We start from the raw sequence: 24,147 nt of genomic DNA, 5'->3' as shown, positions 1-24,147 counted from the left end.
CTCTCTGATCACACGAGAGGTTGTACATGAGTGGCGGCCCTGCGGTGGATTTTGCAAAGGCACCTAACGGCGTGGATGAACTATTCCATCGCATCAATCGCGCCATTCCATCGGATCAAAAAATACTTGCATTCTCGCCAGACATGTTGGCCAGAGATGCGATCAAGCTCCTTGGAGATAAGTACTTTTCTCAAGCACCGGTAGTCATTGGCAGCAAGGTTCTCGGAGTGTTCTCCTTCAGGTCTTTCGCAAGAAAGACCGCAGAATATTCGCTTGAAGACCTAGCTAAGCACAAGCATTCGCCTGGAGATCTAACCGTCGAAGAATGCATGGAAAAAGCAAACTATGCTGACCTAACCGATGATTTGAATAGGCACTTCGACAATTTAGAACGCGACAATTCCGTATTTGTTGGCGCCCCCAACAGCATGCTAGCCATCCTTACCCCAATGGATGTCCTAAGGTATTTTTACAGAGTGGCCAGCCCATTTGTCTCGTTGTCAGAAATAGAACTTTCACTCAGAACAATTATCCGCAGCGCGGCCACAGAGCAAGAAATAGGCGCCATTACAGAATATGTACTAAAACGCCAATTTGGCAAAGATGCAGACATTCCAAAATCTCTTGAGGAGATGAGCTTTGACAATTACAGACTTATTGTCGCAAGCGGAGACACATGGCCGCGCTTTCAACATGCTTTCGGAGGCTCAAGGGAGCGCGTAAGCGGAAAGCTAAAAGATACGGGAGAGCTGCGAAACATATTATTTCACTTCAAGCGGCCAATTTCCGAAGATGAAATCCAAAAGATTGAGCAAGTTCGAGATTGGCTGCTAAATCGGGTTGAGCAAGTGAACCACAGAAGTGAAGGCCGAGAAAATGAATGAATCGATGTCCACCCCTTTGATGGCACATCAGAAGCGTCTTATTGAGCGATGGTTTTCGACTTCGCCATCCAAAGCTGCAATGGTCTGGCCTGCTGGTGCGGGTGCGATTGGAACGCTTTGCGCCATGGTCGAGCGCTTAGATAAAAATTGGCGCACCTTAGTGATTGCCGACCGCCAAGACATTGTTCAACAGTTCGCTCACCGACAAGGCACAGCGGGAGTGCAAACTTGTGTCATCGATAGGTACACATACAGAGCATTGGAAAGCGAGACAGGAGGAGCTTCTTCAAGCTGGAACACCAGCCGAGTCTACGCCTTGACTTCTGCGATGGCATCGCAAACGGATATTGCATCCAGCCTACAAAGACAGGCTTGGGATTTCCTGATCCTAATCGACACCCCGAACTCAACAAGCAAAAAAATCCTAGAAGATCTCTCCGTTAATACCAAAAGAGTCCTCTGGAAGCTGCGTCCTGGCACTGACCCCTCCACGCTGGATGCCTCAATATGGGATATTGACCATTTGTCCGTAAGAGATCTAATGCGAGAACAAGGAGTTCCCGAAGGAGAGGGGCCTTCAGTAGAAATTCGCATTCACGAGAGCGGATACTCAGAACGTGAATATGAAATCTCCTCTCTTATTGAGCAACTTATCACAACAACAAAAGGTACAAGCGTTGAACGCCTTGCTGCCTCGATGCATACGCGCTGGTTATCCAGCCCTGCTGCGCTTGAAAATGGCCTGCGAAAACTGGAGTCGGATTTAAGGACGGAGTGGCCCATTTGGGAAGCCTCTGTTGAGGATGTCGACGGCGTTGATTTACCCTTGGAAAAAGATTTGACAACGAGAGGCGATCCTGCGCTCCCTCTGCAAATCATAAGCAACTGCCTCCTCCAACTAGATGAGCTTCATTTTGATCCCAAGCTAAACAACTTACTTGAACACTTGCGAAAACGTGACCCCGAGCAATCAATCGCGGTTTTTGTACGATACAGGGATACAGGTGTATATCTTCACGCCGCGCTTGAGGATGAAGGCATTCCGTCCGTACTTGTATATGGCGCCATGCCTCCGCAGGAAATTTACTCGCGGATGGATCGCGTTCTTCAGGAACAAGGCCAAGTGCTCGTCATGACAACCGCCATGCTTGTTGGCATGGATCTCCGACGAGTGGGTGAGTTTGTACTGTATGACGCGCCCGCAAGCAAAGCCGTCATGTCACAGCTCCTTGCCAAATTTCATATGTTTGGTAGACCCCAACTGCGCGTTACCGCAATTGCGGATCGCCACACAGCGGCCAAGACAATAGAGTTGATAGAAGATGCCGTTCAGTTTGCAGCTTGACACCAGCCACACTGAAGTGGGCACGTCCTACATACGATAAAGACTGGAAGTACCGCGCCCTCCCCCCGTATAGTCGTTGCCACTTGCAAATATCAAAATCGCATAAGTGGTTGTCACCTCACGAATTTTCGCTTGTTTACAGCGCAAAGGTCAACACAAGCCCGCTGAACCCGGCCACCCCCGCTCGATTTGAAGCCCAGGCCTCGGTTTCTCAGGAACCGGGGCTTTGTTGTTTCGGCACCGGAGCATGGTCAGTGCGTGCAGATTTGGCATTTGGCGGGCCTGCACCGGCCCCGGAGCCTTGACCCGGTTTGGGGCCCTCGCCAAGATGGTTCGCTATGTTGTCCACCGTCATGGAAGTTGAGCGTTGGCGTCGTGCCGTGCAGCAGGGCTGCTTCGGCGTTTGGGACCTGGACGCCTTGCAGGACACCGTGCACTACTCGCCGCGCTGGAAGGAGCATCTCGGTTTTCCCTATGCCCGCTCGGCCGATCACACGGCCTTCTGGCGCTGCCGCGTTCATCCGGACGATCAGGCGGCCATGTTGCAGGCCTTGCGGGCGCATCTGGATGGCAGCCGGCCCGATTACGAGGCGCGGTTTCGCCTGCGCAGCAATGGTTCCGGCTACCGGCTCATGTTGTCGCGCGGGCGTGTGCTTGAGCGTGATGCGCGGGGCGAAGCCGTGCGCATGGTGGGCACCATGATCGATCTCAGCGACCGGCCGGCCTCGCCGAACCCACCGCTTTGGGTGGAGCACGCTGGTGGCGCGCCCGGGGTGGGCATCAGCGCCGGCCTGCCCTTTCACCAGCTGCTGGGTGATGCCTTGCCCGGCGCTGCGGCTCGCAGCAGCGCCGCCCGCATGCCACCGAGCCGCATGCTGGACTTGGTCGGCGACTTGCTGGACCAGACCCTGCGCCAGGCCAGTCAGCGGGCCTGAGCGGCTGCCAGCTTCGGGCGCAATCGCGCCCTTCGGTGCGGTCGGGGCCCGCGCTCTGTTCCAATCGCGCATCGTCTTCATTCATCGCCCTCCGTTGCGCCATGACCGCTGCCGCCTGCCTGCCTTCCACCGATGACACAGCCGCCCCAGCCCCGGCGCGCTGGCAGGTCTGGATCGACCGCGGTGGCACCTTCACCGACCTGGTCGGCCGCGCGCCGGATGGCCAGCTGCACACGCTCAAGCTGCTGTCCGAAAACCCCGAGCAGTACCGCGACGCCGCGGTCGAGGGCATACGCCGCCTGCTGGGCCTGCAGCCCGGCGAGTTGATCACGCCGGCCCGCCTGGAGTGCGTGAAGATGGGTACGACGGTGGCCACCAATGCCCTGCTCGAGCGCAAGGGCGACCCGACCCTGCTGCTGACCACCCGTGGCTTTCGCGACGCCTTGCGCATTGCCACCCAGGCCCGGCCGCAGCTGTTTGCGCGCCAGATCGTGCTGCCCGAGCTGCTCTACAGCCGCGTGATCGAGGCGCAGGAACGCATGGCGGCCGACGGCCAGACGGTGCAGGCCCTGGACGAGGCCGATTTGCGCCTGCAGCTGCAGGCGGCCTTCGATGCCGGCCTGCGCGCCTGCGCCATCGTCTTCATGCATGCCTATCGCTACCCGGCGCATGAGCAGCGTGCGGCCTCCCTGGCGCGCGAGATTGGCTTCAGCCAGGTTTCGGTCTCGCACGAGGTCAGCCCGCTGATGAAGCTGGTGCCGCGTGGCGACACCACCGTGGTCGATGCCTATCTGTCACCCATTCTGCGGCGTTATGTCGAGCAGGTGGCTTCGCAGATGCCGGGTGTGCCGCTGTTCTTCATGCAAAGCTCGGGCGGCCTGACCGAGGCGCGGCGCTTTCAGGGCAAGGACGCCATCCTCTCCGGCCCGGCCGGCGGCATCGTCGGCATGGTGCGCACCGCCCTGGCGGCTGGCCACCGCCAGCTGATCGGCTTTGACATGGGCGGCACCTCCACCGATGTCAGCCATTACGCGGCCGGCCCGGAGCAGGACGCTGCGCCGGCCTATGAGCGCGCCTTCGACACCGAGGTGGCCGGCGTGCGCATGCGCGCGCCGATGATGAGCATCCACACGGTGGCGGCCGGCGGTGGCAGCATCGTGCGCTTCGATGGCGCGCGCCTGCGGGTCGGCCCCGAATCGGCCGGGGCGAATCCGGGCCCGGCCTGCTACCGGCGCGGCGGCCCCTTGACCACCACCGACGCACAGCTGCTGCTGGGCCGCATCCAGCCCGGGTACTTCCCGCGCTTGTTCGGCCCGCAGGGCGATCAGGCCCTGGATCTGGCGGCGTCGCGCGCGGGCTTCGAGGACCTGGCGGCGCAGATGAGCGCAGTCAGCGGCCGACCGATCACGGCCGAAGAGGTGGCCAGCGGCGCGCTGGAGATTGCCGTCGGCGCCATGGCCAATGCGGTCAAGAAGATTTCGGTGGCGCGCGGCTACGACATCAGCGCCTACAGCCTGCAGTGCTTTGGTGGCGCCGGTGGCCAGGCTGCTTGCCGTGTGGCCGATGCCCTGGGCATGAGCGTCGTTCTGGCCCACCCGCTGGCGGGCGTGCTGAGCGCCTACGGCATGGGTTTGGCCGATCAGATCGCCTTGCGTGAGGCCTCGCTGGAGCGGCCGCTGGATGAGGCCGGCCTGCGGGCGGCGCAGGAGCTGGCGGCGCGCCTGCACGAAGCCGCCCGCGCCGAGTTGCTGGCCCAGGGGCTGGCTGGCGAGCAGCTGCTTCAGCACACCCGGCTGCAGCTGCGCTACCAGGGCACCGACACGGCGCTGAGCTGTTCCTTGGAGGCCGGCGCTACGCTGACCAGCTTGCAGGCGGCGTTTGAAGCCGCCTACCGTCAGCGTTATGCCTTTCTGATGCCGGGCCGCGCCCTGGTGATCGAAGCGGTGGCCGTGGAGTGCAATGCGGCGGGCGCCGCGCTGCTCCGGGCCGCGGCCGGGCAAGAGCTGCGCCCCCAGGCACCGGAGCCCGAGGCCGAGGTCCGCATGTACTGCCCGGCCGATGAGCAGCCGGCCGGCTGGCGCCCGGCCCAGCTGTTCCGCCGTGAAGCCCTGCAGCCCGGTGCCCGCATCGCCGGCCCGGCCATCCTGGCCGAGCGCAATGCCACGACGGTGGTCGATCCCGGCTGGCAAGCCGAACTGCAGGCCGACGGCTTGCTGCTGTTGCGCCGTGTGCGGCCGCGCGTGAGCGCCCATGCCATCGGCACCGAGGCCGACCCGGTGATGCTGGAGGTCTTCAACAACCTGTTCATGAACATCGCCGAGCAGATGGGTCTGCGCCTGCAGAACACGGCCTACTCGGTGAACATCAAGGAGCGGCTCGATTTCTCCTGCGCCCTGTTCAGCGCCGCCGGTGAGCTGATCGCCAATGCGCCGCACATGCCGGTGCATCTGGGCTCGATGAGCGAGTCGATCAAAACCGTGATCGAACGCAACCCGGACATGAAGCCCGGGGATGTCTACGTGCTCAACGATCCGTATCACGGCGGCACCCACCTGCCGGATATCACCGTGGTGACCCCCGTCTATCTCGAGACGGCTGTTTCCGATGCTCGGCCTGACTTCTACGTCGCTTCGCGCGGCCACCATGCCGACATCGGCGGCATCAGCCCTGGCTCCATGCCGCCGTTTTCCACCGCCATCGAGCAGGAAGGCGTGCTGATCGACAACTTCAAGCTGGTGGAGGCCGGCCGCCTGCGCGAGGCCGAGTTGCTGGCCCTGCTGGCCAGCGGCCCGCATCCTTCGCGCAACCCTCAGCAGAACCTGGCCGACCTGCGCGCCCAGATCGCGGCCAATGAGAAGGGGGCGCAGGAGTTGCGTGCCATGGTGGCCCAGTACGGCCGCGCCACCGTGGCCGCGTACATGCTGCATGTGCAGGACAACGCCGAGGAATCGGTGCGCCGCGTCATCACGGCCTTGCGTGATGGTCACTTCACCCTGAGCCTGGACAATGGCGCCCAGATCCAGGTGGCGGTGCGCGTCAATGCCGCCGAGCGCAGCGCCTGCATCGACTTCAGCGGCAGCAGCCCGCAGCAGCTGACGAACAATTTCAACGCACCCAAGGCCATCACCATGGCGGCGGTGCTTTATGTTTTCCGCACCCTGGTGGACGACCAGATTCCGCTCAATGCCGGTTGCCTGAAGCCCCTGCAGGTGATCGTGCCCGAGGGCTGCATGCTCAACCCGCGCGCACCTGCGGCCGTGGTGGCCGGCAATGTCGAGACCTCCAGCTGCGTGACCAATGCGATCTACGGTGCCCTGGGCGTGCTGGCGGCCAGCCAGTGCACCATGAACAACTTCACCTTCGGCAACGCGCGCCACCAGTACTACGAGACGATTTCCGGCGGTTCCGGCGCCGGCCCGGGCTTTGACGGGACCAGCGTGGTGCAGACCCACATGACCAACTCGCGGCTGACCGACCCCGAGGTGCTGGAGTTCCGCTTCCCGGTGCGCCTGGACGGCTACGAGATCGTGCCCTGCAGCGGCGGCGCGGGCCGCTGGCGCGGCGGCAATGGCGGCGAGCGCCGCATCCGTTTCTTGGAGCCGATGACGGCGGGCATCTTGAGCAATGGCCGCGAGCGTGGCGCCTTCGGCCTGGCCGGTGGTGGTGCAGGTGTGCCGGGTGCCAACTGGGTCGAGCGGGTCGACGGCCGGCGCGAAGTGTTGCCTCACATCGGCCAGGCCGAGATGCAGGCCGGCGATGTTTTCGTCATTCGCACCCCCGGAGGCGGGGGGTATGGGGCCGATGCCGATGAAAAAACCGCCTGAGCCAGAGAGAATGTGAACAAGACCGAACACGTATTTGTGGTCTGGTGTTTTGTAGCCAAGAGGCGTAGAGGAAGTTCACGGTGAAGCCAAGCAGCTCGGGCCGGCAGAGAAATGCCCTCGCAGTCCACGCGCGACCCCTGGTCGGGCTGCTGCTTGCCTGCACCCTGGGGGTGTCTTCCGCAGACCCGGTGGTGAACCCGGCTCTGGCGCCGTTGGACATGAGCAAGCTGCTGCAGGCGCCGCAAACGGGCTTGGTTCCCGGAACGGGTCTGGGCATGGGGGTGGGCGAGAACGCCCGAACCTGGTTGCCCAAGACCGTGTTCGGCCTCAGCGCCGCCGGCGGCGGCGCGGAATGGAACCCGAGTGGCAACGCGGCCGACGATGCCCGAGCCGAGGAGCAGAACGCCAGCAAGCCGCGCCCGTCCGGTGCCGTCGAGGCGCGCGGCTCGGCCCGACCCGATGCACAAGGGGGCGCCAAGGCTGCGCCGGCCGTGAATCGCCCCATGGCGGTCGATGACGGCCTGTTTGGCGAGGCCTTGCGCGAGCTGCATGACACCCACGAGTTCAAGGACCTGAAAGAGCTGTGGCGCGATGCCAATGCCGGGGTCAACAAGTTTCGCGACGGCTTTCTTTTCGAAACCCCCAGTGAAGAAGAGCTGGCACAGCGCCGCAGCGCCCGCGAGCGGGTGGACGGGCCCGGTGGTGCCACGGGGTATGGCGGCGGGGCCGCCAACTCCAGCTACCGCCCGCGCTCAGCGGCGGAGCTGGAGCGAGACGACATCCTGATCTCGGTGATGATCAAGCGCATGATCGAAGAGATCACGCCCTGGGCCATTGGCCTGGTGCTCAGTCTCTTGATCCTGCGCGCCGGTCTGGGCTACTGGCGCGCCCAAGCGCGTCAGCTGAATCGCTCGCAGATGGGCGGCCGGGGCGGCGTCTATCGCCCCTGAGCTTCAGCCTCAGGCTCAGGCTCAATCCTGCCGCAAGCACTCGATCGGCAGCAGGCGTGAAGCGCGCCGCGCCGGGTAGTAGCCGAAGAACAGGCCCACGCCGCTGGCAAAACCGATCGCCACCATGATGTGCTTGGGCGCCAGGCTCATGGCGAACGAGGTGTTGGCATTGACGGCCCAGGCGCCCAGGGCCGCGATGCTCAGGCCGATCAGGCCGCCCAGCAGGCACAGCACCACCGCCTCACCGAGGAATTGCCAGAGCACATCGCGCGGCTTGGCGCCGATGGCCATGCGGATGCCGATCTCGCGCACCCGCTCAGACACGCTGACCAGCATGATGTTCATGATGCCGATGCCGCCCACCAGCAGCGAGACCGCGCCGATCAGGCCCAGGCCGATGGACAGGCCGCCGGCAATGGCCGCGCCTGATTTGGCGATGCTGGCCAGGTTGGTGACGGCGAAGTCGTCGGGCTTGTCGCCGGTGATGCGGTGGCGGTCGCGCAGCAGTTCTTCCACATCGAGCTGGGCCTCGGCCAGGCCGGCGGCGCTGTGGGACTGCACGCTGATGTAGTGCACGCTGCCCGGGCGCTGCAAGCGCATGGGCATGGCGCTGATGGGCACCAGGATCAGCTCGCCCAGCTCGGTGCCGTCCAGGGTGCGGCCGCTGCCGCCCAGCACGCCGATGACGGTGAAGGGCTGTCCGTCCAGGCGCACGGTTTGGCCCAGGGGGTTGCGGTTGCTGAAATGGTCGGCCGCCAGCTTGGAGCCGATCACCGCCACCCGGGCGGCGGCCTGCACATCGCGTTCATCCAGCGGCACGCCCTGCTCCACCTGCCAGCTGCGCAGGGCCAGCATGGCCGGCGTGGTGCCCAGCACCGTCTGGTTGCTGTTGCTCTCGCCGTACTGCACCTGGAAAAAGCCCTGCAGCGCCGGCGCCGCGCCCTTGAGGCTGGGCAGCTCGGCCAGGGCGCGCGCGTCGGCGACCGTCAGGGCCGGCACCTCGCCGGTGCGGCGCTTGACGCCGCCGCCGTCCACCGGCGTGCCGTTCTGCACGATCAGCTGGTTGCTGCCCAGCACGGCCAGCTCCTTGTCGATGAAGGCGCGCACGGCGTCGCCGACGCTGAGCATCAACAGCACCGAGGCGATGCCGATCACCACGCCCAGCATGGTCAGGGCGCTGCGCAGGCGGTTGGCGTTCAGGGAACGCAGGGCCTCGAGAAAAATCTGCATCGGGTTCATGCGTGCGCCTGTTCGGAAGGCAGGCCATCGAAGGCGACGCGGCCGTCTTTCAGACGCACCAGCCGTTTGGCATGCAGGGCCACATCGGGTTCATGGGTCACCAGCACGATGGTCAGGCCTTGTTCACGGTTGAGTTTTTCCAGCACGGCCAGCACTTCGACCGTGGTCTGGGTGTCGAGGTTGCCGGTGGGCTCGTCGGCCAGCAGCAGGGGCGCTTCATTGGCCAGGCTGCGGGCGATGGCCACCCGCTGCTGCTGGCCGCCGCTGAGCTGGTTGGGCATGCGCTTGGCCAGGGCGCCCAGGCCCACGGCTTCCAGCAAGGTCTGCGCCCGCGCCTTGGCCTCGCTGCGGCTGCGCCCGCCGTAGATCAGGGGCAGGGCCACGTTCTCGAGCACGCTCATGCGCTTGAGCAGGTTGAAGCTCTGGAACACAAAGCCGATCTCGCGGTTGCGCAGGGTGGCGTGCTCGGTGGCGCTCAGCTGGCTGACATCGCGGCCCTGCAGCAGCAGCTGGCCGCTGTCGCAGCGGTCGAGCAGGCCCATCAGGTTCATCAGCGTGCTCTTGCCCGAGCCGCTGGAGCCCATCAAGGCCAGGTAGTCACCGCGCTGCACGGTCAGGTCGATGCCGTGCAAAACCGGCGTTCGCACATCGCCGCTGAGGTAGCTCTTGGTGATGCCGCGCAGCTCCAGCACCGGGGCGGCGCCGTGGCTCACAGCTCCTCCTTCTTGTCCTTGGAGGCGCGCCGGGTCACCACGGCATCGCCGCGCTTCAGGTCGCCGCTGAGCAGCTCGGTGAAGCGGGTGTTGGAGATGCCGACCGTGATCTCGTGCGCCTTGAGGTTTTGCTCAGCGTCCACGGTGTAGACCTTGTAGACACGGGCATTGCCGCGCAGATTGCTGAGCACGCCGTCGTCGTCGGGGCGGGCGGCCTCGGTCTTGGCGGCTGAGGCCGCGGAAGCGGCCGATGCCGCTGCTTTGGCGGCCTTGCCCTGCGGCTTGAGGTCGTCTTCATCGGGCTTGAAGCGCAGGGCGGCCGTGGGCAGGCGCAGGGTTTTGCCTTTGCTGGCCACCACGATGCGGGTCTGCGCCGTCATGCCGGGCTTGAGGATGCCGTCGGGGTTGGGCACGTTCACGATCACGGTGTAGGTGACCACGCCCTGGGTGTTGGTGGCGTTCAGGCGGAACTGCTCGACCTTGCCTTCGAACTCGCGGTTGGGGTGGGCATCGACCACGAAGCGCACCACCTGGCCGGTCTGGATCAGGCCGGCATCGGCCTCGCTGACATTGGTCTGGATGACCATTTCGCGCAAGTCCTTGGCGATCAGGAAGAGCTCGGGCGTCTGGAAGCTGGCGGCCACGGTCTGGCCGACATCGACGCTGCGCTTGATCACCACCCCGTCCACCGGGGCGCGGATCACGGTGTTGCCGAGGTCGGTCTCGGCCGCATCAAGCTGGGCACGGGCAATGCCCAGGTTGCCGCGCGCCACCTCCAGCTCTCGCAGGCTCTGGTCGCGCTGCGGCGCGGCGATATAGCCCTGGGCCTTGAGCGCCTCGTTGCGCTCCAGATTGCCGCGGGCAAACGCCACCTGGGCCTCGGCCGAGGCCAGCTGGGCCTTGGCCTGGCGCACCCGGGCCTGGAAATTGGCCGGGTCGATGCGCAGCAAGACCTGACCCTTTTTGACCGTGTCGTTGAAATCGACCAGGCGTTCGGCCACCGTGCCGCTGACCGCCGCGCCGACCACCACCGTGGTCACCGGCTGCAGATTGCCATTGGCCATCACGACTTGGGTGATGGCGCCCTCGTCGATGGCGGTGCTGCGGAAGCGCTCCGGCGGCGGCTTGTGCTCACCGCGGTTGAAGGCCACCCAGCCGGCGCCGGCCAGACCGAGGACCACGAGGGCGACGACGCTGCGCCGGGCAAAGAGTTTTTTGAGCGTGTTGGAAAGTGCCATGGCGGCTTTCTAACCGCGAAGGCGAGGGCGGGGAAGCATGCGAAGCGATTTTTGCGATCAATCGACAGATGAGCCGTATCAATGGCGGGGCTGGCTGCCGCCCCCCGGGTTTTCACCGGGTCGATGACTTCCGACGCGCGCGCGCCCGCACGACACAATTCCGAGATCAGGAGTCACCCTGTTTGTCTGTGCGCGCCGCCACTGGCAGGCACGTCGCCGGGGCCCTGAACAGACCCGGGGCCACCGCCCCCGCAAAGGAAACCATCCATGTCCTTGAAATTCCCTGGCCCCGTGGCCACTGCCACTGCCTCCGCGATTGCCCTGGCCATCGCCGCCCTGCCGGCTCTGGCCGCCGACCCCAAGCAAGCGCCCGAGGCCCCGGCCGGCGCGGCCGCGCCCGCAGCCTCGGCTGCCCGTCCGGCCACCCCACCGGCTGCGCCCGACGCCAGCGAACCCAAGCCCTTTGACAAGGTCATCACGGCCGAGGCCAAGAGCCAGACCGGCTTGTTCAACATCCACAGCCTCAAGGGCAAGACCTATTTCGAGATTCCCAAAGCCCTGCTGTCCAAGCCCCTGCTGATGGTGGCCACGGCCACCGCGGTGCCGGCCAATGTGGACCATGTCGGCAAGGAGCTGAACACCGAGGTGGTGCGTTTCACCCTGCAAGGCAACCGGGTCTATCTGCAGGTGATGTCGCATGCCTTCGTGGCCGACCCGAGCCGGCCGATTGCACCTTCGGTGGACGCCTCGCAGCGTGACACCATCGTGCTGAGCTTCCCGGTCGAGGCTTTTGCCAAGAGCGGCGCGCCGGTGATCGAGGTCACCCGTCTGTTCAACAGCGAGGTCGGTGATTTCTCGGCTCGTGGCATCGTGCGCGGCAACTCGGTGGACCCGAGCCGCAGCTATATCGACAGCACCAAGGCCTTTGCCGGCAGCCTGCGCATTGACGCGGTGCACACCTACGGCGTGACGCCCACGCCGGTCACTCTGCCCCCGGGCCTTCCGCCGGGCTTCCAGTTGCCGCCGCAGCCGCCCAAGTTCGCCAGCGTCAATGTGGCCTACAACCTGGTGCAGCTGCCTGAAGTGCCGATGCAGCCGCGCATCATGGACGACCGTGTGGGTTTTTTCAGCATCGCCCGCGTTGACTTCGGCAGCGACGCGCAAGAGAGCAAGCGCGAGCGCCTGATCACCCGCTGGCGTCTCGAGAAGAAGGACCCGAGCGCGGCGCTGAGCGAGCCGGTCAAGCCCATCGTCTGGTACATCGACAGCTCCACCCCGAGCAATCTGGTGCCCTATGTGAAGAAGGGCATCGAGGCCTGGAATGTGGCGTTTGAAGCCGCAGGCTTCAAGAACGCGGTGCAGGCGCGCACCTTCCCGAGCAAGGAAGAAGACCCCGAATTCGACCCCGCCGATGTGCGCTACAGCATCATCCGCTGGGTGCCGAGCCCGATTGCCAATGCCTACGGTCCCCACCTCAGCGACCCGCGCAGCGGCGAGATCCTGAACGCCAACATCGTGATGTATCACAACATCATGCAGCTGCAGCGCGACTGGTACATCACCCAAGCCGGTGCCGTCGATCCGCGCGCCCAGCAGCTGCCGCTGCCCGACGATCTGATGGGCGAGCTGGTCGGCTATGTGGTGACGCACGAAGTCGGCCACTCCCTGGGCTTTCCGCACAATATGAAGGCCAGCTCGACCTACCCGGTCGACAAGCTGCGCGATGCCAAATGGCTCAAGGAAATGGGCCATGTGCCCACCTTGATGGACTACAGCCGCATCAACTACGTGGTGCAGCCCGAGGACAAGATCGACCCGGCCCTCTTGATCCCCAAGATCGGCCCCTACGACATCTTCGCCACCAAATGGGGCTATGCGCCCATTCCCGAGGCCAAGACCGCGGCGGCCGAGAAACCGGTGCTGGACAGCTGGATCCGCGAGCAGGACAGCAAGCCCTGGCTGCGCTTCACCTCGCCCAAGGGCGAAGGCGAGTACGGTGACACCACCGAAGCCGTGGGCGACGCCGATGCCGTGTACTCCACCGGCCTGGGCATCAAGAACCTGCAGCGCATCGTCAAGCAGCTGCCCAAGTTCGCGCTCAAGGATGGCGACAGCGACAAGAACTTGGAAGACCTGTACCGCGCCAGCTGGGGCCAGTGGGGCCGCGAGCTGGGCCATGTGACCGCCATCGTCGGCGGCTACAACTATCACAACAAGCATGGCGGCCAGGCCGGCGCCGTCCACAGCCCGGCCTCCAAGGCCAAGCAGGCCCAGGCCGTGGCTTTCCTGAACGAGCAGCTGTTCAAGACCCCGAGCTGGTTGTTCGAGCCCGCCATCCTGGAGCGCGTCAAGCCCTCGGAACCCGCGAACATGCTGCTGAGCGCTCAGCGCAACACCTTGCGTGCCCTGCTGGATCGCAGCCGCAGCGCCCGATTGCTGGCCCAGGAAGCCGCCGCGCCCGAGGGCAAGGCTTACCGCCTGGACGAGCTGCTCGCGGATCTGCGCAGCGGTGTCTTCAGCGAGCTGAACGCCGGCGCCGCCAAGGTCAGCGTGCCGCGCCGCAATCTGCAGCGCGCTTATGTGGAGCTGCTGGCCGAGCGCCTGGCGGCGCCCGGTGCCTCCGGTGCGGAAGAGGGCCGCCCGGCGGTGCGTGCCGAGCTCAAGGGCCTGAAGTCGCTGTTCAGCGCCAAGGCCGCTTCGGCCGGGGACCGCGTGATCAAGGCCCACTTGGACGAGCTGGCCGATCTGGCTGGCAAGGCCCTGGACCCGCGCGCTTCTGCCGCCACGGCCAGCGCAGCCGCCCTGCCGGTGGCCCGCCCGGGCCTGGACGAAGAAGGCCGCTTCGGCCACCAGCACAGCGAGGCCTGCTGGCCGCAGCTGGCGCCCTGAGCGATCGGGCTTGATCCGTCCACCTGCTGGTGGGCGTGAATGAAGAAGAAAAGGCGGGCCGCAAGGCCCGCCTTTTTTCATGCCGGCCCATGGCCTCCGGGGTTTCAGCCCGGCCAGCCTTCCAGCACCAGCTTGCCCTCGGTGTGCTGGCCTTCCAGGCGCTGGTGGGCCTGCTTGAGTGTGGCGGCCGAGATCGGGCCCAGCACTTCGGACAGGGTGCTGCGCAGTACGCCGGCATCCACCCGCCGTGCCACCTCGGCCAGCAGGGCGCCGACCTCGGCCACATCATGGCTGGCGTGCAGGGCGCGGGCGAACATCATCTCCCAGTGCAGGGACAGGGCCTTGCCCTTGAGCGCCATCACATTGACGGCCTCGGGCGGGAAATCGTCGATCAGGCCCAGCCGGCCCTGCACCTCGAGTGCCTCGACCAGGTCGGCGAAATGCTGGCCGGTGTGGCTCAGGCTGGCGGCGTAGCGGATCGGAGGAAGTTGGTGCTGGCTCACCAGCTGCTTCAGCTGTGGCGCCAGGGGCTGGCGGTGGTCCACCACATGGTGGGCGCCCAGGGCTTGCAGGCGGGCGGCGGTGTCGGGGCGGCTGGTGCTGGCGATCAGGGTCAGGTGAGGCAGTTGGCGGGCCAGTTGCAAGAGGATGGAACCCACCCCGCCATTGGCCGCCGTGACCAGCAGGCTGACCGGGCGCTCGGGCTGGTGTTGCACCTGCAGGCGGTCGAACAGCAGCTCCCAGGCGGTGATGGCGGTCAGCGGCAGGGCGGCCGCCTCGGCGTCGCTGAGCGAGGCCGGTGCCCGCGCAGCCAGGCGGTGGTCCACGGCCTGGAACTGGGCATAGCTGCCCGGCCGGTTGATCTCGCCGGCGTACCAGACCCGGTCGCCCGGCTGGAAGCCCTGCACCTCGGTCCCGACCTCGCGGACGATGCCCACCGCATCCCATCCCAGCAGCACGGGCGTCTGCGCATCGGCGGCCGGCCGGCTCAGGCGCACTTTCACATCGACCGGGTTGACGGCGATGGCGCTCACCTCGACCAGCAGGTCACGCGGGCCGGGGGTGGGGCGGGGCAGCTCCAGGTCCAGCAAGGACTCGGGGGCCGTGAGGGGCAGGTTCTGAAAATAGCCAACAGCTTTCATGGGATGACTCCGGTGAGGCCGGGACCATCCCGGCGATGGACGCTATCCTCCGCCTGATTGGCTTTCTGAAAAAGCCATGAATCGAAGCGACTGTTTCAAATGAAAATTGAAAATACCGACGAGCTGCGCCTGCTGCTGGAATGCGCCCGCGGGGGCAGCCTGACGGCCGCGTCCAAGGTCATGGACATCACGCCCGCGGCGGCCAGCGCCATGCTCAAGAAGCTGGAAGCGCGCCTGGGCCTGCGCCTGGTCGAGCGCAGCACCCGCGCCCTGCGCCTGACCCAGGCCGGTGAGCAGCTGCGCGAGCATGGCCAGCGTGCGCTGGAGTTGCTGGACGAAGGCCTGGCGCTGGCGCTGGAGGCCGACCCGGTGGCCGCCGCCGGCAGCCGTGCCGCGGGCTCCGACACCCCGCGCCTGCGCGGCCGCATCCGCGTCTCGGCGCCCAGCGATCTGACCCGCCAGCTGCTGCTGCCCTTGTTCGACGAGTTTCTGGCGCGCCATCCGGCGGTGGAGCTGCAGCTGAGCGTCAGCGATTCCGTGCTGGACCTGCTCAAGGACGAGGTCGATCTGGCCCTGCGCTACGGCCAGCTGCCCGACTCGGGCCTGGTGGCGCGCCGCCTGGCTTCGGTCCACCGCATGGCCGTGGCCAGCCCGGCCTATCTGGAGCGCCATGGCCGGCCCCGCCATCCGAGCGAGCTGAGCCAGCACGCCTGCCTGAGCTTCAAGATCCGCAACCGGCTGGAGCGTAGCTGGCGCTTTCGTCCGCGCGGGCAGGAGGCCGCCGCGCCCCTGGTGGTGGCGGTGCAGGGCCTGCGCAGCTGCGATGACGCATCCATCGCCCATCTCTGGGCGATCCAGGGCCTGGGCGTGATCTACAAGAGCGCCCTCGATGTGCGCCTGAGCCTGGCCCGCGGTGAGCTGGTCGACCTCTTCCCCGACTGGCAGGGCGACTTCATGCCCCTGCACGCCCTCATGCCCAGCCAGCGCTTTCTGCCGCAGCGGGTGCGGGCGCTGGTGGAGCATCTGGCGCAGGGGCTGGCGGCGGACTGAGCTGCGAGGACATCGCGGCCTGGACATTGCTGCATGGACAGCGCGGCCTGGGCACCGCTGTCATTGGTCGGCCTCAGTGTCGATTCGCGCCCGCAGCCCGCACTTGGTCTCATGACAGTGGCTCGGTGTCGGCCCCGCCGCGACGATGGCGCCACATCAGCACTCACAGCCCAGGAGCCCCGCATCATGAACCACAGCCTGCCTTCCTCTTGCATCGACGCCAGCGACGCGGTCGACACCCCAGAGACTCGCTTGCTGCGCGAAGCCCGCGAGCGCGTCGATGCCCAGATGGGTTTCCTCGGCCACTTGATGGTGTTTCTGGCCGTCAACGCCGGCCTGTTCCTGCTCAGCGGCCTGCAGCAGAGCTATTGGAGCTTCTTCCCGCTCTGGGGCTGGGGCCTGGGTCTGGCCATCCACGGCCTGGCCACCTTGGCCAAGCTGCGCGGTCCGAACCTGCGCCAGCAGCTGATGGCGCGCGAGCTGGCACGGCTGCGCAGCGAGCAGCGCCAGGCCTGAGAAATGAGAGTTTGACCGATCGGATCAGGGCGGCTGTCACGAAGACGGCAAGCTGCAGTCACGGGTGGGTCATGCGGGCTGGATAGCGTCCAGGCATCTGCATCGATGGGGCGGCTGGCGCTGCCCGGGTCATGACCATGGCTGCGACCGATCTGCTCCTGACGCTGAATGCCGGCTCGTCTTCGCTCAAATTCGCGCTCTACGGCCTGAGCCAGGCGCTGCCCTTGCTGGCGCATGGCCAGGTGGAAGGCCTGGGTGATGAACAACGCCCCCGCCTGCATGTCAGCCTGGCCGATGGTGAGCGTCACACGCAGGCCCTGGCGCATCAGGCGGGTCGCCCCGACCATGACACCGCGCTCGATGCCTTGCTGGCGCTGCTGCAGGCGCAGTTCCCGCGGCGCAAGGTGCGCGCCGTCAGCCACCGGGTGGTGCATGGCGGGCCTGAGTTCGCGCAGCCGGTGCGTCTCGATGCGGCGCTGCTGCATGCCTTGGCGGCCTTCTCGCCGCTGGCGCCTTTGCATCAGCCCCACAACCTGGCGGGCGTGCGCGCGGCGCAGGCGGCCTTTCCCGCCGCCGTGCAAGTGGCTTGTTTCGACACGGCCTTCCATCGCAGCCACCCGTTTGTGGCCGACACCTTTGCGCTGCCGCGCCGCTTCTACGAGCAAGGGGTGCGGCGCTACGGCTTCCACGGCCTGTCCTACGAGTACATCGCCCGGCGCCTGCGCGAGGCGGACCCGCTGCGGGCGCAAGGCCGGGTGGTGGTGGCGCATCTGGGCAATGGCGCGTCCATGTGCGCCTTGCTGAACGGCCGTTCGGTGGCCTCCACCATGGGCTTCACCGCGCTCGATGGCCTGCCCATGGGCACGCGCTGCGGCCAGCTGGACCCCGGCGTGCTGCTGTACCTGATGAGCGAGCAGGGCATGAGCGCCGCCGAGATCAGCGAGCTGCTGTACACGAATGCGGGGCTCAAAGGCTTGTCCGGTGAGTCGCACGATGTGCGGGTGCTGGAGGCCTCGGGCTCGGCCGCGGCGCGCGAGGCCCTGGCCTATTTCGTCGATCGCGCGCGGCGCGAGCTGGCCGGCATGACGTCCTGCCTGGGCGGACTGGACGCCCTGGTGCTGACCGGCGGCATCGGCGAGAACGCCGTGGGCGTGCGCGCTGCCTTGCTGCGCGATCTGGCCTGGATGGGCATCCATCTGGACCCCGAGGCCAACCGCGAGAACGCCGCCGTGATCAGCAGCCCGAGCTCGCCCGTTTGCGTGCGGGTCATGCCCACCGACGAAGAACGCATGCTGGCCGAGCATGCGCTGGAACTGCTGGCCGGCGAGGCCGGCGCCACCCCGCCCCCCGAACTCACCTGTTCCCTGGACTAGCCATGAGCCCCAAATTCAGTGTCAGCCATGCCGCACAGCGCCACCGCGAGGAGCTGGCCACCTGGTCGCGCCTGACGGAACGTCTGGCCCAGGCGCAGCAGCGCCAGACCGAGCGCATGCGCCACAGCCATCTGGCGCGCAGCCAGGCCCTCTGGGATCAAGGCTTGAGCCTGGCCCAGTCCTTCTGGGCCATGGCCCTGGGTGGCCAGCTGCCGCAGCAGGCCGGCAGCTATGCGGTGGATGCGGCGCAGCGCCTGTGCCTGACCCTGGACACCCTGCGTGAGCGTGGCAACCAGGACCAAGCCCACGAGGCCGCCGGCACGCCGCCGGTGCTGGACTATGACTACGAGGAAGTGGTCGACGGCCGCCAGCTGCCGCGCCCGGTCAACTACCGCCTCTTGCGCATCACGCCACCGGCCGGCGTCGAGGTGATGGACTGGAAGCGGCCCTACATGATCATCGACCCGCGCGCCGGCCATGGCGCCGGCATCGGCGGCTTCAAGCATGACAGCCAGGTGGGCGTCGCCCTGCGCGCCGGCCACCCGGTCTACTTCGTCGTCTTCCGCCAGCACCCCGAGCCGGGTCAGACCCTGGCCGATGTGATGCGCGCCGAGGCCGGCTTCATCCAGGAGATCCGCCGCCTGCACCCCGAGGCACCCAAGCCGGTGGTGGTGGGCAACTGCCAGGGCGGCTGGGCCACCCTGGTGCTGGCGGCGGCCAACCCCGAGATCTCGGGGCCCCTGGTCATCAATGGCGCGCCGGTGGCCACCTGGTCGGGCAAGCTGGGCGAGAACCCGATGCGCTACAACGGCGGCCTGCTTGGCGGCGCCCTGCCGGCGCTGCTGATGTCGGACCTGGGCCATGGCGAGTTCGACGGCGCCCATCTGGTCTCCAACTTCGAGCAGCTCAACCCCAGCCGCAATTTCTTCGGCAAGTACTTCGATCTCTACCGCGAGGTGGACACGCGGCGCCAGAGCTTTCTGGAGTTCGAGCGCTGGTGGGGCGGCTTTCATTTCTCCAACGAAGCCGAGATCCGCTGGATCGTCGAGCAGCTCTTTGTTGGCAACCGTCTGTCGCGCGGCGAGGCCCAGCTGGAACCGGGCCGCCACCTGGACCTGAAGGCGATCCGCTCGCCCATCATCGTGTTCGCCAGCCGCGGCGACAACATCACGCCGCCGCAGCAGGCGCTGAACTGGATCGTCGACACCTATGCCGATGAGCACGAGATCCGCATCCGCGGCCAGCGCATCCTCTACATGGTCCACGACAAGGTCGGGCATCTGGGCATCTTTGTGTCTTCCTCGATCGCCAACAAAGAGCACACCGAGATGGCCTCGACGCTCAAGACCATCGAGTCCCTGCCGCCCGGTCTGTACGAGATGACCATCGATGCGGTGCAGGGCGAGGGCCATGCCGAGCATTTCACCGTCAGCTTCCACGAGCGCCGGCTCAGCGATATTGTCGAGAGCGAGGCCCACGAAGGGCGCGAGCAGGAGCATGACTTCGCCGCCGTGGCCCGCCTGTCCGCCCTGGGCACCGATGCCTACGAGCTGGCCCTGCGCCCCGCGGTGCAGGCCCTGGTCACGCCGCAGCTGGCCCAGCTGATCCGTGACTCCCATCCTGCACGCATCAGTCGCCGGGCCTTTGCCGACTCGCACAACCCGGCCATGAAGTGGCTGGGCCAGATGGCACCCCAGCTGCAGGCCAACCGCCGGCCGGCCGCGCCCGACAACCCCTGGCTGGCGCTGGAGCAGCTTTCGGCCCAGGGCCTGATGCAGGGCATGGACCTGCTGCGCGATCTGCGCGACGCGGCCTACGAGAACAGCTTTCTGGCGATCTACGGCACGCCCTTCATGCAGTGGCTGGGCCAGCCCTTCGCGCGCGAACGCATCCACAAGGACCCGGCCGAGCTGCGCTACCTGCCCGAGGTGCAAGCCATGCTGCTGGGCCTGGACAACGGCGGCTACCGCAGCACGGTGATCCGCATGCTGATTCTGCTGGCCGAATCGCGCGGTTCGGTGCGGCGCGACCGCCTGGAGCGCTCGGCCGAGGTGCTGACCCAGCGCGAGCCCTTTGCCTCGCTGACGCCCGAGCGGCTCGCGGCCATGATCCGTGAGCAGTCGGTCATCATCGAGTTCGAACCCGAGGCCGCGCTGGCCGCCCTGCCGCGCCTGCTGCCGCAGCGCGAGGAGCGGGTGGCGGCCTTGCAAGTGGTCGAGTACATCCTCGGCGACGTCCGCGAGATGGAGCCCCGCACGGTCGCCCTGCTGCAGCGCATGCGCGAGCTGTTTGAACTCGCCGCGCCAGCGACTTCTCCCGCGCCGCAGGCGCTCACCCATGCAGAGGAGGCCTGAAACCATGAGCCACGACAACAGCGCCCGCGATCCCCTGCCCAAGATCTGGGACGAGGACAGCCGCATCGGCGACATGCTCAAGGGCAAGCGCGGCCTGGTGGTCGGTGTGGCCAATGGCGACAGCATCGCCTTCGGCTGCGCTGCCAAGCTGCGCGCCTTTGGCGCCGAGATCGCGCTCACCTACCTCAATGACAAAGCCCGGCCCCATGTCGCGCCCCTGGCCGAGGCCCTCGACGCGCGCCTGCTGATGCCGCTGGACGTCAGCCAGCCCGGTCAGATGCAGGCCGTGTTCGAACAGCTGCGTGAAGCATGGGGAACGCTGGACTTCGTCATCCACTCGATCGCCTTTGCGCCGCGCGAGGACCTGCACGGTCGGGTGATCGATTGCTCGCAGGCCGGATTTCTGCAAGCCATGCAGGTGTCCTGCCATTCCTTCATCGAAATGGCGCGTTATGCCGAGCCCTTGATGAACCCCGGCGGCGCGCTGATCACCATGAGCTACCACGGCGCCGACAAGGTCGTGGACCACTACAACCTGATGGGCCCGGTCAAGGCCGCGCTGCAGTCCAGCGTGCGCTACCTGGCCAGCGAGCTGGCCGAGCGCCAGGTTCGCGTCTTCGCCGTCTCACCGGGTCCGCTGCGCACCCGTGCTGCTTCCGGCATTGACCACTTCGACGCGCTGATCGACATGGCCGTCACCCGCGCGCCCGCCCATCGCCTGGTCGACATCGCCGAAGTCGGCCGCCTGGTTGCCTTTCTGGTCGGCGGCGGTGCGTCGGGGATGACGGGGGACACGCTGTATGTGGATGGGGGGCTGCACCATATGGCGTGAGATGCTGCTTCGGTATCGGGGAAACTAGGATTCGATAACGGGACGCCTACGCGGCACAATCCGCCTTGGCCACCAACAGGTTCAGCCTTAGGGGTTCAAGTTCAGCCCTGAATCGAGAACTCACGAAATGCGATCATGGGTGCGAATTTCGGTTCCGGCTGCTGCGGATTCTGGGTTGCTGGACGGTCGCGATATCCATCATGAGAACTTGCTCCTCGATCTGTCTCACCTTCCTCTTCACGGCGCTGTGCCAGATAGCTGTCGGAGCTCCGTATGGCCAAGATGATGTTGGCGTTCGGGTTGCCTACCTCAAAGAAACTTCGCTTCAGTCCAAGTCCATCGTGACGATCATTGTCGAGAAGGAGTCTTTGGACATTAGACGTTCGGCAAGCATTCACTCAGCTGAGTCGGTGCAAAGTGCCTTGCCCGGCCTAAGTCGAACCGCCGCTTTAGATTTACTCGCTCAAGTTCCTCGTAAGCGGGACATAGTGGTCCCATTGGGTTTACTAGGTTCCTCTCTACGAGTGCTTCAACCCTCCCGTAGGGACGTAAGACGTGTACTCGATAGGGACGGTGGAGATCCTCTTGCGCCGTGGAAAAAGCTCAGCGAGCAGTTTCAAGGCGCTTCGCGCATTTTGGGCTTCTCGGATATTGGCTACAGCGAAGGTTTCGACCAGGCTGTCTTCTTTGTGAGCGTAGCTTGCGCGGGGCTATGTGGAAGTGGTGAGCTTGTGTTTATGCGGCGTAGCAGTGGTGGGTGGAAGATCGTCAAGGTCCAGCAGCTTTGGATTAGCTGACTGCAAGTCCAGCCCTCACAGCGAGCATGCACTGTAGAGCGATGTTTGATTGGGCTTGGCTGCAGATGTGCCGTGTCTCAGCAATCAAGCCAAAAGCATTCGCACCTTTGTTGGCCATCGTCGCTGTCCTATGCCGAGCAAAACCGTTGGCTTGCGCCAAGGACGTCAGCGGCTTCCTTTCGCGTCGAGCGACCTGCGACCATTGGCGGGGCGAGGACGGCTACAACGAGGAGCGCAAGGCTGAGATCGCGTGGGCGAGCTGTCAGGCCTGCCAAGGGACGGACGCGCAACTCGCCAGCCTGAAGAAAAGGTACCGGATGAACGCAAAGGTCATGGCCGAACTCGATGCGCTTGATCCCAAGATTGAACCGGACGACAAGGCGACCGCAAAGGAGTGGTGCCACCACACGAGGAAGCCGAAGGGGTTGAAGTAGCCCTGCGGCGTTCTGCTCAAGGATTTTCTGCAACTTGCGGCTGCTTCAGCGTGTCGCTGCCCGTGCCACCAGCTGCACCAGCAGCGCCGAGGAGGCCCGCGCCATCGGCCCGTCGGCCCGGCTGGTCAGGGCGATGGGCACGCGGGCGCCGAGCACGATGCCGGCCCCGGTGGCACCGGCCAGGTATTCGAGCTGCTTGGCCAGCATATTGCCGCTTTCCAGGTCGGGCACGGCCAGGATGTCGGCCTGGCCGGCCACCGGCGAGGCAATGCCCTTGATGCGGGCCGCGTCGGCCGAGATGGCGTTGTCAAAGGCCAGCGGGCCATCGAGCACGCCGCCGCGGATCTGGCCGCGGTCGGCCATCTTGCACAGCGCGGCCGCGTCCAGGGTCGAGGGGATGTTGGCGTTGACGGTCTCTACGGCCGAGAGCAGGGCCACATGGGGCCGATCGACGCCGAGGATGCGGGCGAAGTCGATGGCGTTCTGCACGATGTCGCGCTTTTCGTCCAGGGTCGGCCGGATGTTGAGCGCGGCGTCGGTGATCAGCAAAGGCTTGCTGTAGAGCGGCACATCGAAGCGGAACACATGGGACATGCGCCGGCCGGTGCGCAGCTCCTTGCGCGCCAGCACGGCGTGGATCAGCTCGTCGGTGTGCAGGCTGCCCTTCATCAGGCTGGCCACGGCGCCGCTGACGGCGAGCTCGGCCGCATGCTCGGCGGCAGCGTGGCTGTGGGCCATGTGCACGATCGGCAAGCCGCCCAGATCCAGCCCGCAGGCCTCGGCGACGGCGCGGATACGCGCTTCGGGGCCGATCAGCAAGGGCTCCAGCAGGCCCTGGCGCGCGGCATCGACGGCACCGGTCAGCGAGGCCTCATCGCAAGGGTGAACCACGGCACAGCGCACGGCAGGCATGCCCTGCCCCAGGGCCAGCAAGGCCTGAAAGCGCGCTTGCGGGTCGAAGAGATGGATCTCGGGCCGTGTGCGGCGCGGCAGGCGAATCTTCTCGGTGGGCGCCAGCACGCGCGCCAGGCCTTGCGCCACGCGATCGCCGCGCTGATTGAGCAGCTCGCAGGCCAGGTCCACGGCGCCGCGGCTGCGGTCCTTGGCCGTCACGGTCACGCTGACGCTCAAGGTGTCGCCGATGCGCACCGGCTGGATGAAGTGCAGGCTCTGGTCCAAGTAGCGGGTGCCGGCGCCCGGGAACTGGGTGCCCAACAGAGCCGAGATCAAGGCGCCGCTCCACATGCCATGACCCACCACCTCATGCATCAGCGGTGTGCCGGCCTCGCCGGTGTCCAGATGCGCGGGGTTGCTGTCGCCCGAGACCGCGGCAAAGGCCGCGATGTCCTGGGCGCTGAGCGTGCGCATCAGGCGGGCGCTCTGGCCAATCTGCAGTTCGTCAAAGGTCAGGTTTTCGACCAGATCGGTGTCGGCGTTGTTCATGGCGGGCCCGCGCAGCAAGAAGGCACAAAGGACAGGAGGAACCAGTCCCATGGTCTGCGATGCGGATGGCAGGGGCATGACAGGGGCTGAAATCGGCACGAAGCAGATTTCGGGTTTTGCTCGTGAGGCCCTGCAGCCCGTGCCGCCACCGGGCTCATGGTTCCGGGGTCGGCCCTGCCGGGCCGACTT

17 protein-coding genes are annotated in these 24,147 nt (G+C 65.9%); 12 read left to right on the top strand and 5 right to left on the bottom strand.

Translation table 11 applies throughout. The features are described from left to right. Nucleotides 1–26 precede the first annotated feature (26 nt). From AC1Q6P_RS22385 to AC1Q6P_RS22365, 5 genes are all read left to right on the top strand, one after another. Complete coding sequence (locus AC1Q6P_RS22385; protein WP_492666037.1) at nucleotides 27–884, top strand: hypothetical protein; 858 nt, start codon at nucleotides 27–29, stop codon at nucleotides 882–884. A 4-nt stretch (nucleotides 885–888) separates the two neighbouring features. Then, nucleotides 889–2,229 (top strand): helicase-related protein, encoded by a 1,341-nt coding sequence (locus AC1Q6P_RS22380; protein WP_492666038.1) that lies wholly within the window; start codon nucleotides 889–891, stop codon nucleotides 2,227–2,229. Between the two features lie 338 nt (nucleotides 2,230–2,567). Next, nucleotides 2,568–3,164: a PAS domain-containing protein gene (locus AC1Q6P_RS22375; RefSeq protein ID WP_492666039.1), complete on the top strand. Its 597-nt coding sequence runs from the start codon at nucleotides 2,568–2,570 to the stop codon at nucleotides 3,162–3,164. A 101-nt stretch (nucleotides 3,165–3,265) separates the two neighbouring features. Further along, nucleotides 3,266–6,988 carry a hydantoinase B/oxoprolinase family protein gene (locus AC1Q6P_RS22370; protein ID WP_492666040.1) on the top strand — a complete coding sequence of 1,241 codons (3,723 nt, stop codon included), beginning with the start codon at nucleotides 3,266–3,268 and terminating at the stop codon, nucleotides 6,986–6,988. A 170-nt stretch (nucleotides 6,989–7,158) separates the two neighbouring features. Next, on the top strand, nucleotides 7,159–7,938 hold the full coding sequence (locus AC1Q6P_RS22365) for a hypothetical protein (RefSeq protein WP_492703337.1): 780 nt from the start codon (nucleotides 7,159–7,161) through the stop codon (nucleotides 7,936–7,938). Between the two features lie 21 nt (nucleotides 7,939–7,959). Here AC1Q6P_RS22365 and AC1Q6P_RS22360 read toward each other — a convergent pair whose 3' ends face one another. The 3 genes from AC1Q6P_RS22360 to AC1Q6P_RS22350 are packed head-to-tail and all read right to left on the bottom strand — an operon-like array spanning nucleotide 7,960 to nucleotide 11,128. After that, complete coding sequence (locus AC1Q6P_RS22360; protein WP_223696873.1) at nucleotides 7,960–9,177, bottom strand: ABC transporter permease; 1,218 nt, start codon at nucleotides 9,175–9,177, stop codon at nucleotides 7,960–7,962. Continuing rightward, nucleotides 9,174–9,890 (bottom strand): ABC transporter ATP-binding protein, encoded by a 717-nt coding sequence (locus tag AC1Q6P_RS22355; protein ID WP_223696874.1) that lies wholly within the window; start codon nucleotides 9,888–9,890, stop codon nucleotides 9,174–9,176. Before AC1Q6P_RS22355 ends, AC1Q6P_RS22360 begins: the two co-directional genes overlap by 4 nt. Next, a complete protein-coding gene (locus tag AC1Q6P_RS22350) occupies nucleotides 9,887–11,128 on the bottom strand; it encodes an efflux RND transporter periplasmic adaptor subunit (protein WP_492666042.1) in 1,242 nt (413 codons plus the stop codon). The genes AC1Q6P_RS22355 and AC1Q6P_RS22350 overlap by 4 nt, the downstream gene beginning before the upstream one ends. 267 nt (nucleotides 11,129–11,395) lie before the next feature. On the opposite strand from AC1Q6P_RS22350, the gene AC1Q6P_RS22345 reads away from it, so the two are divergent. Continuing rightward, entirely contained in the window at nucleotides 11,396–14,017 is a 2,622-nt protein-coding gene (locus tag AC1Q6P_RS22345; protein ID WP_492666043.1) for a zinc-dependent metalloprotease, read from the top strand. Nucleotides 14,018–14,121: 104 nt separating this feature from the next. On the opposite strand, the gene AC1Q6P_RS22340 is transcribed toward AC1Q6P_RS22345, so the two are convergent. Beyond that, complete coding sequence (locus tag AC1Q6P_RS22340) at nucleotides 14,122–15,159, bottom strand: zinc-binding alcohol dehydrogenase family protein (RefSeq protein WP_492666044.1); 1,038 nt, start codon at nucleotides 15,157–15,159, stop codon at nucleotides 14,122–14,124. Between the two features lie 99 nt (nucleotides 15,160–15,258). Here AC1Q6P_RS22340 and AC1Q6P_RS22335 point away from each other — a divergent pair, with 99 nt between their 5' ends. From AC1Q6P_RS22335 to AC1Q6P_RS22310, 6 genes are all read left to right on the top strand, one after another. Continuing rightward, complete coding sequence (locus AC1Q6P_RS22335; protein ID WP_492666045.1) at nucleotides 15,259–16,209, top strand: LysR family transcriptional regulator; 951 nt, start codon at nucleotides 15,259–15,261, stop codon at nucleotides 16,207–16,209. A 186-nt stretch (nucleotides 16,210–16,395) separates the two neighbouring features. Continuing rightward, nucleotides 16,396–16,725 carry a 2TM domain-containing protein gene (locus AC1Q6P_RS22330; protein WP_492666046.1) on the top strand — a complete coding sequence of 110 codons (330 nt, stop codon included), beginning with the start codon at nucleotides 16,396–16,398 and terminating at the stop codon, nucleotides 16,723–16,725. A 137-nt stretch (nucleotides 16,726–16,862) separates the two neighbouring features. Then, nucleotides 16,863–18,098, top strand: coding sequence for an acetate/propionate family kinase (locus AC1Q6P_RS22325; RefSeq protein ID WP_492666047.1), 1,236 nt, complete (start codon nucleotides 16,863–16,865; stop codon nucleotides 18,096–18,098). Between the two features lie 2 nt (nucleotides 18,099–18,100). Further along, entirely contained in the window at nucleotides 18,101–20,452 is a 2,352-nt protein-coding gene (locus AC1Q6P_RS22320) for a DUF3141 domain-containing protein (RefSeq protein WP_492666048.1), read from the top strand. Nucleotides 20,453–20,525: 73 nt separating this feature from the next. Continuing rightward, entirely contained in the window at nucleotides 20,526–21,284 is a 759-nt protein-coding gene (gene fabI / locus AC1Q6P_RS22315; protein ID WP_492666051.1) for an enoyl-ACP reductase FabI, read from the top strand. 838 nt (nucleotides 21,285–22,122) lie between these two features. Then, nucleotides 22,123–22,515, top strand: a complete 393-nt coding sequence (locus AC1Q6P_RS22310) for a hypothetical protein (protein WP_492666049.1) — start codon at nucleotides 22,123–22,125, stop codon at nucleotides 22,513–22,515. Between the two features lie 45 nt (nucleotides 22,516–22,560). Here the strand turns inward: AC1Q6P_RS22310 and AC1Q6P_RS22305 are convergent, their stop codons facing one another. Continuing rightward, a complete protein-coding gene (locus tag AC1Q6P_RS22305; protein WP_492666050.1) occupies nucleotides 22,561–23,958 on the bottom strand; it encodes a bifunctional enoyl-CoA hydratase/phosphate acetyltransferase in 1,398 nt (465 codons plus the stop codon). Nucleotides 23,959–24,147 lie beyond the last annotated feature (189 nt).

It is taken from the genome of Roseateles sp. GW835-FHT13E02 (assembly GCF_058794035.1).
Note: the sequence above shows the minus strand (reverse complement) of the source record. Positions and strands in the feature narration are given on the sequence as shown.

Bases quoted from the DNA above. Each gene is read 5' to 3' on its own strand.
- AC1Q6P_RS22330 (WP_492666046.1), top strand. From the start codon at position 16,396: ATGAACCACAGCCTGCCTTCCTCTTGCATCGACGCCAGCGACGCGGTC.
- AC1Q6P_RS22370 (WP_492666040.1), top strand. From the start codon at position 3,266: ATGACCGCTGCCGCCTGCCTGCCTTCCACCGATGACACAGCCGCCCCA.
- AC1Q6P_RS22345 (WP_492666043.1), top strand. From the start codon at position 11,396: ATGTCCTTGAAATTCCCTGGCCCCGTGGCCACTGCCACTGCCTCCGCG.
- AC1Q6P_RS22375 (WP_492666039.1), top strand. From the start codon at position 2,568: ATGTTGTCCACCGTCATGGAAGTTGAGCGTTGGCGTCGTGCCGTGCAG.
- AC1Q6P_RS22325 (WP_492666047.1), top strand. From the start codon at position 16,863: ATGGCTGCGACCGATCTGCTCCTGACGCTGAATGCCGGCTCGTCTTCG.
- AC1Q6P_RS22350 (WP_492666042.1), bottom strand. From the start codon at position 11,128: ATGGCACTTTCCAACACGCTCAAAAAACTCTTTGCCCGGCGCAGCGTC.
- fabI (WP_492666051.1), top strand. From the start codon at position 20,526: ATGCTCAAGGGCAAGCGCGGCCTGGTGGTCGGTGTGGCCAATGGCGAC.
- AC1Q6P_RS22380 (WP_492666038.1), top strand. From the start codon at position 889: ATGTCCACCCCTTTGATGGCACATCAGAAGCGTCTTATTGAGCGATGG.
- AC1Q6P_RS22340 (WP_492666044.1), bottom strand. From the start codon at position 15,159: ATGAAAGCTGTTGGCTATTTTCAGAACCTGCCCCTCACGGCCCCCGAG.
- AC1Q6P_RS22320 (WP_492666048.1), top strand. From the start codon at position 18,101: ATGAGCCCCAAATTCAGTGTCAGCCATGCCGCACAGCGCCACCGCGAG.
- AC1Q6P_RS22385 (WP_492666037.1), top strand. From the start codon at position 27: ATGAGTGGCGGCCCTGCGGTGGATTTTGCAAAGGCACCTAACGGCGTG.
- AC1Q6P_RS22360 (WP_223696873.1), bottom strand. From the start codon at position 9,177: ATGAACCCGATGCAGATTTTTCTCGAGGCCCTGCGTTCCCTGAACGCC.
- AC1Q6P_RS22310 (WP_492666049.1), top strand. From the start codon at position 22,123: ATGTTTGATTGGGCTTGGCTGCAGATGTGCCGTGTCTCAGCAATCAAG.
- AC1Q6P_RS22335 (WP_492666045.1), top strand. From the start codon at position 15,259: ATGAAAATTGAAAATACCGACGAGCTGCGCCTGCTGCTGGAATGCGCC.
- AC1Q6P_RS22305 (WP_492666050.1), bottom strand. From the start codon at position 23,958: ATGAACAACGCCGACACCGATCTGGTCGAAAACCTGACCTTTGACGAA.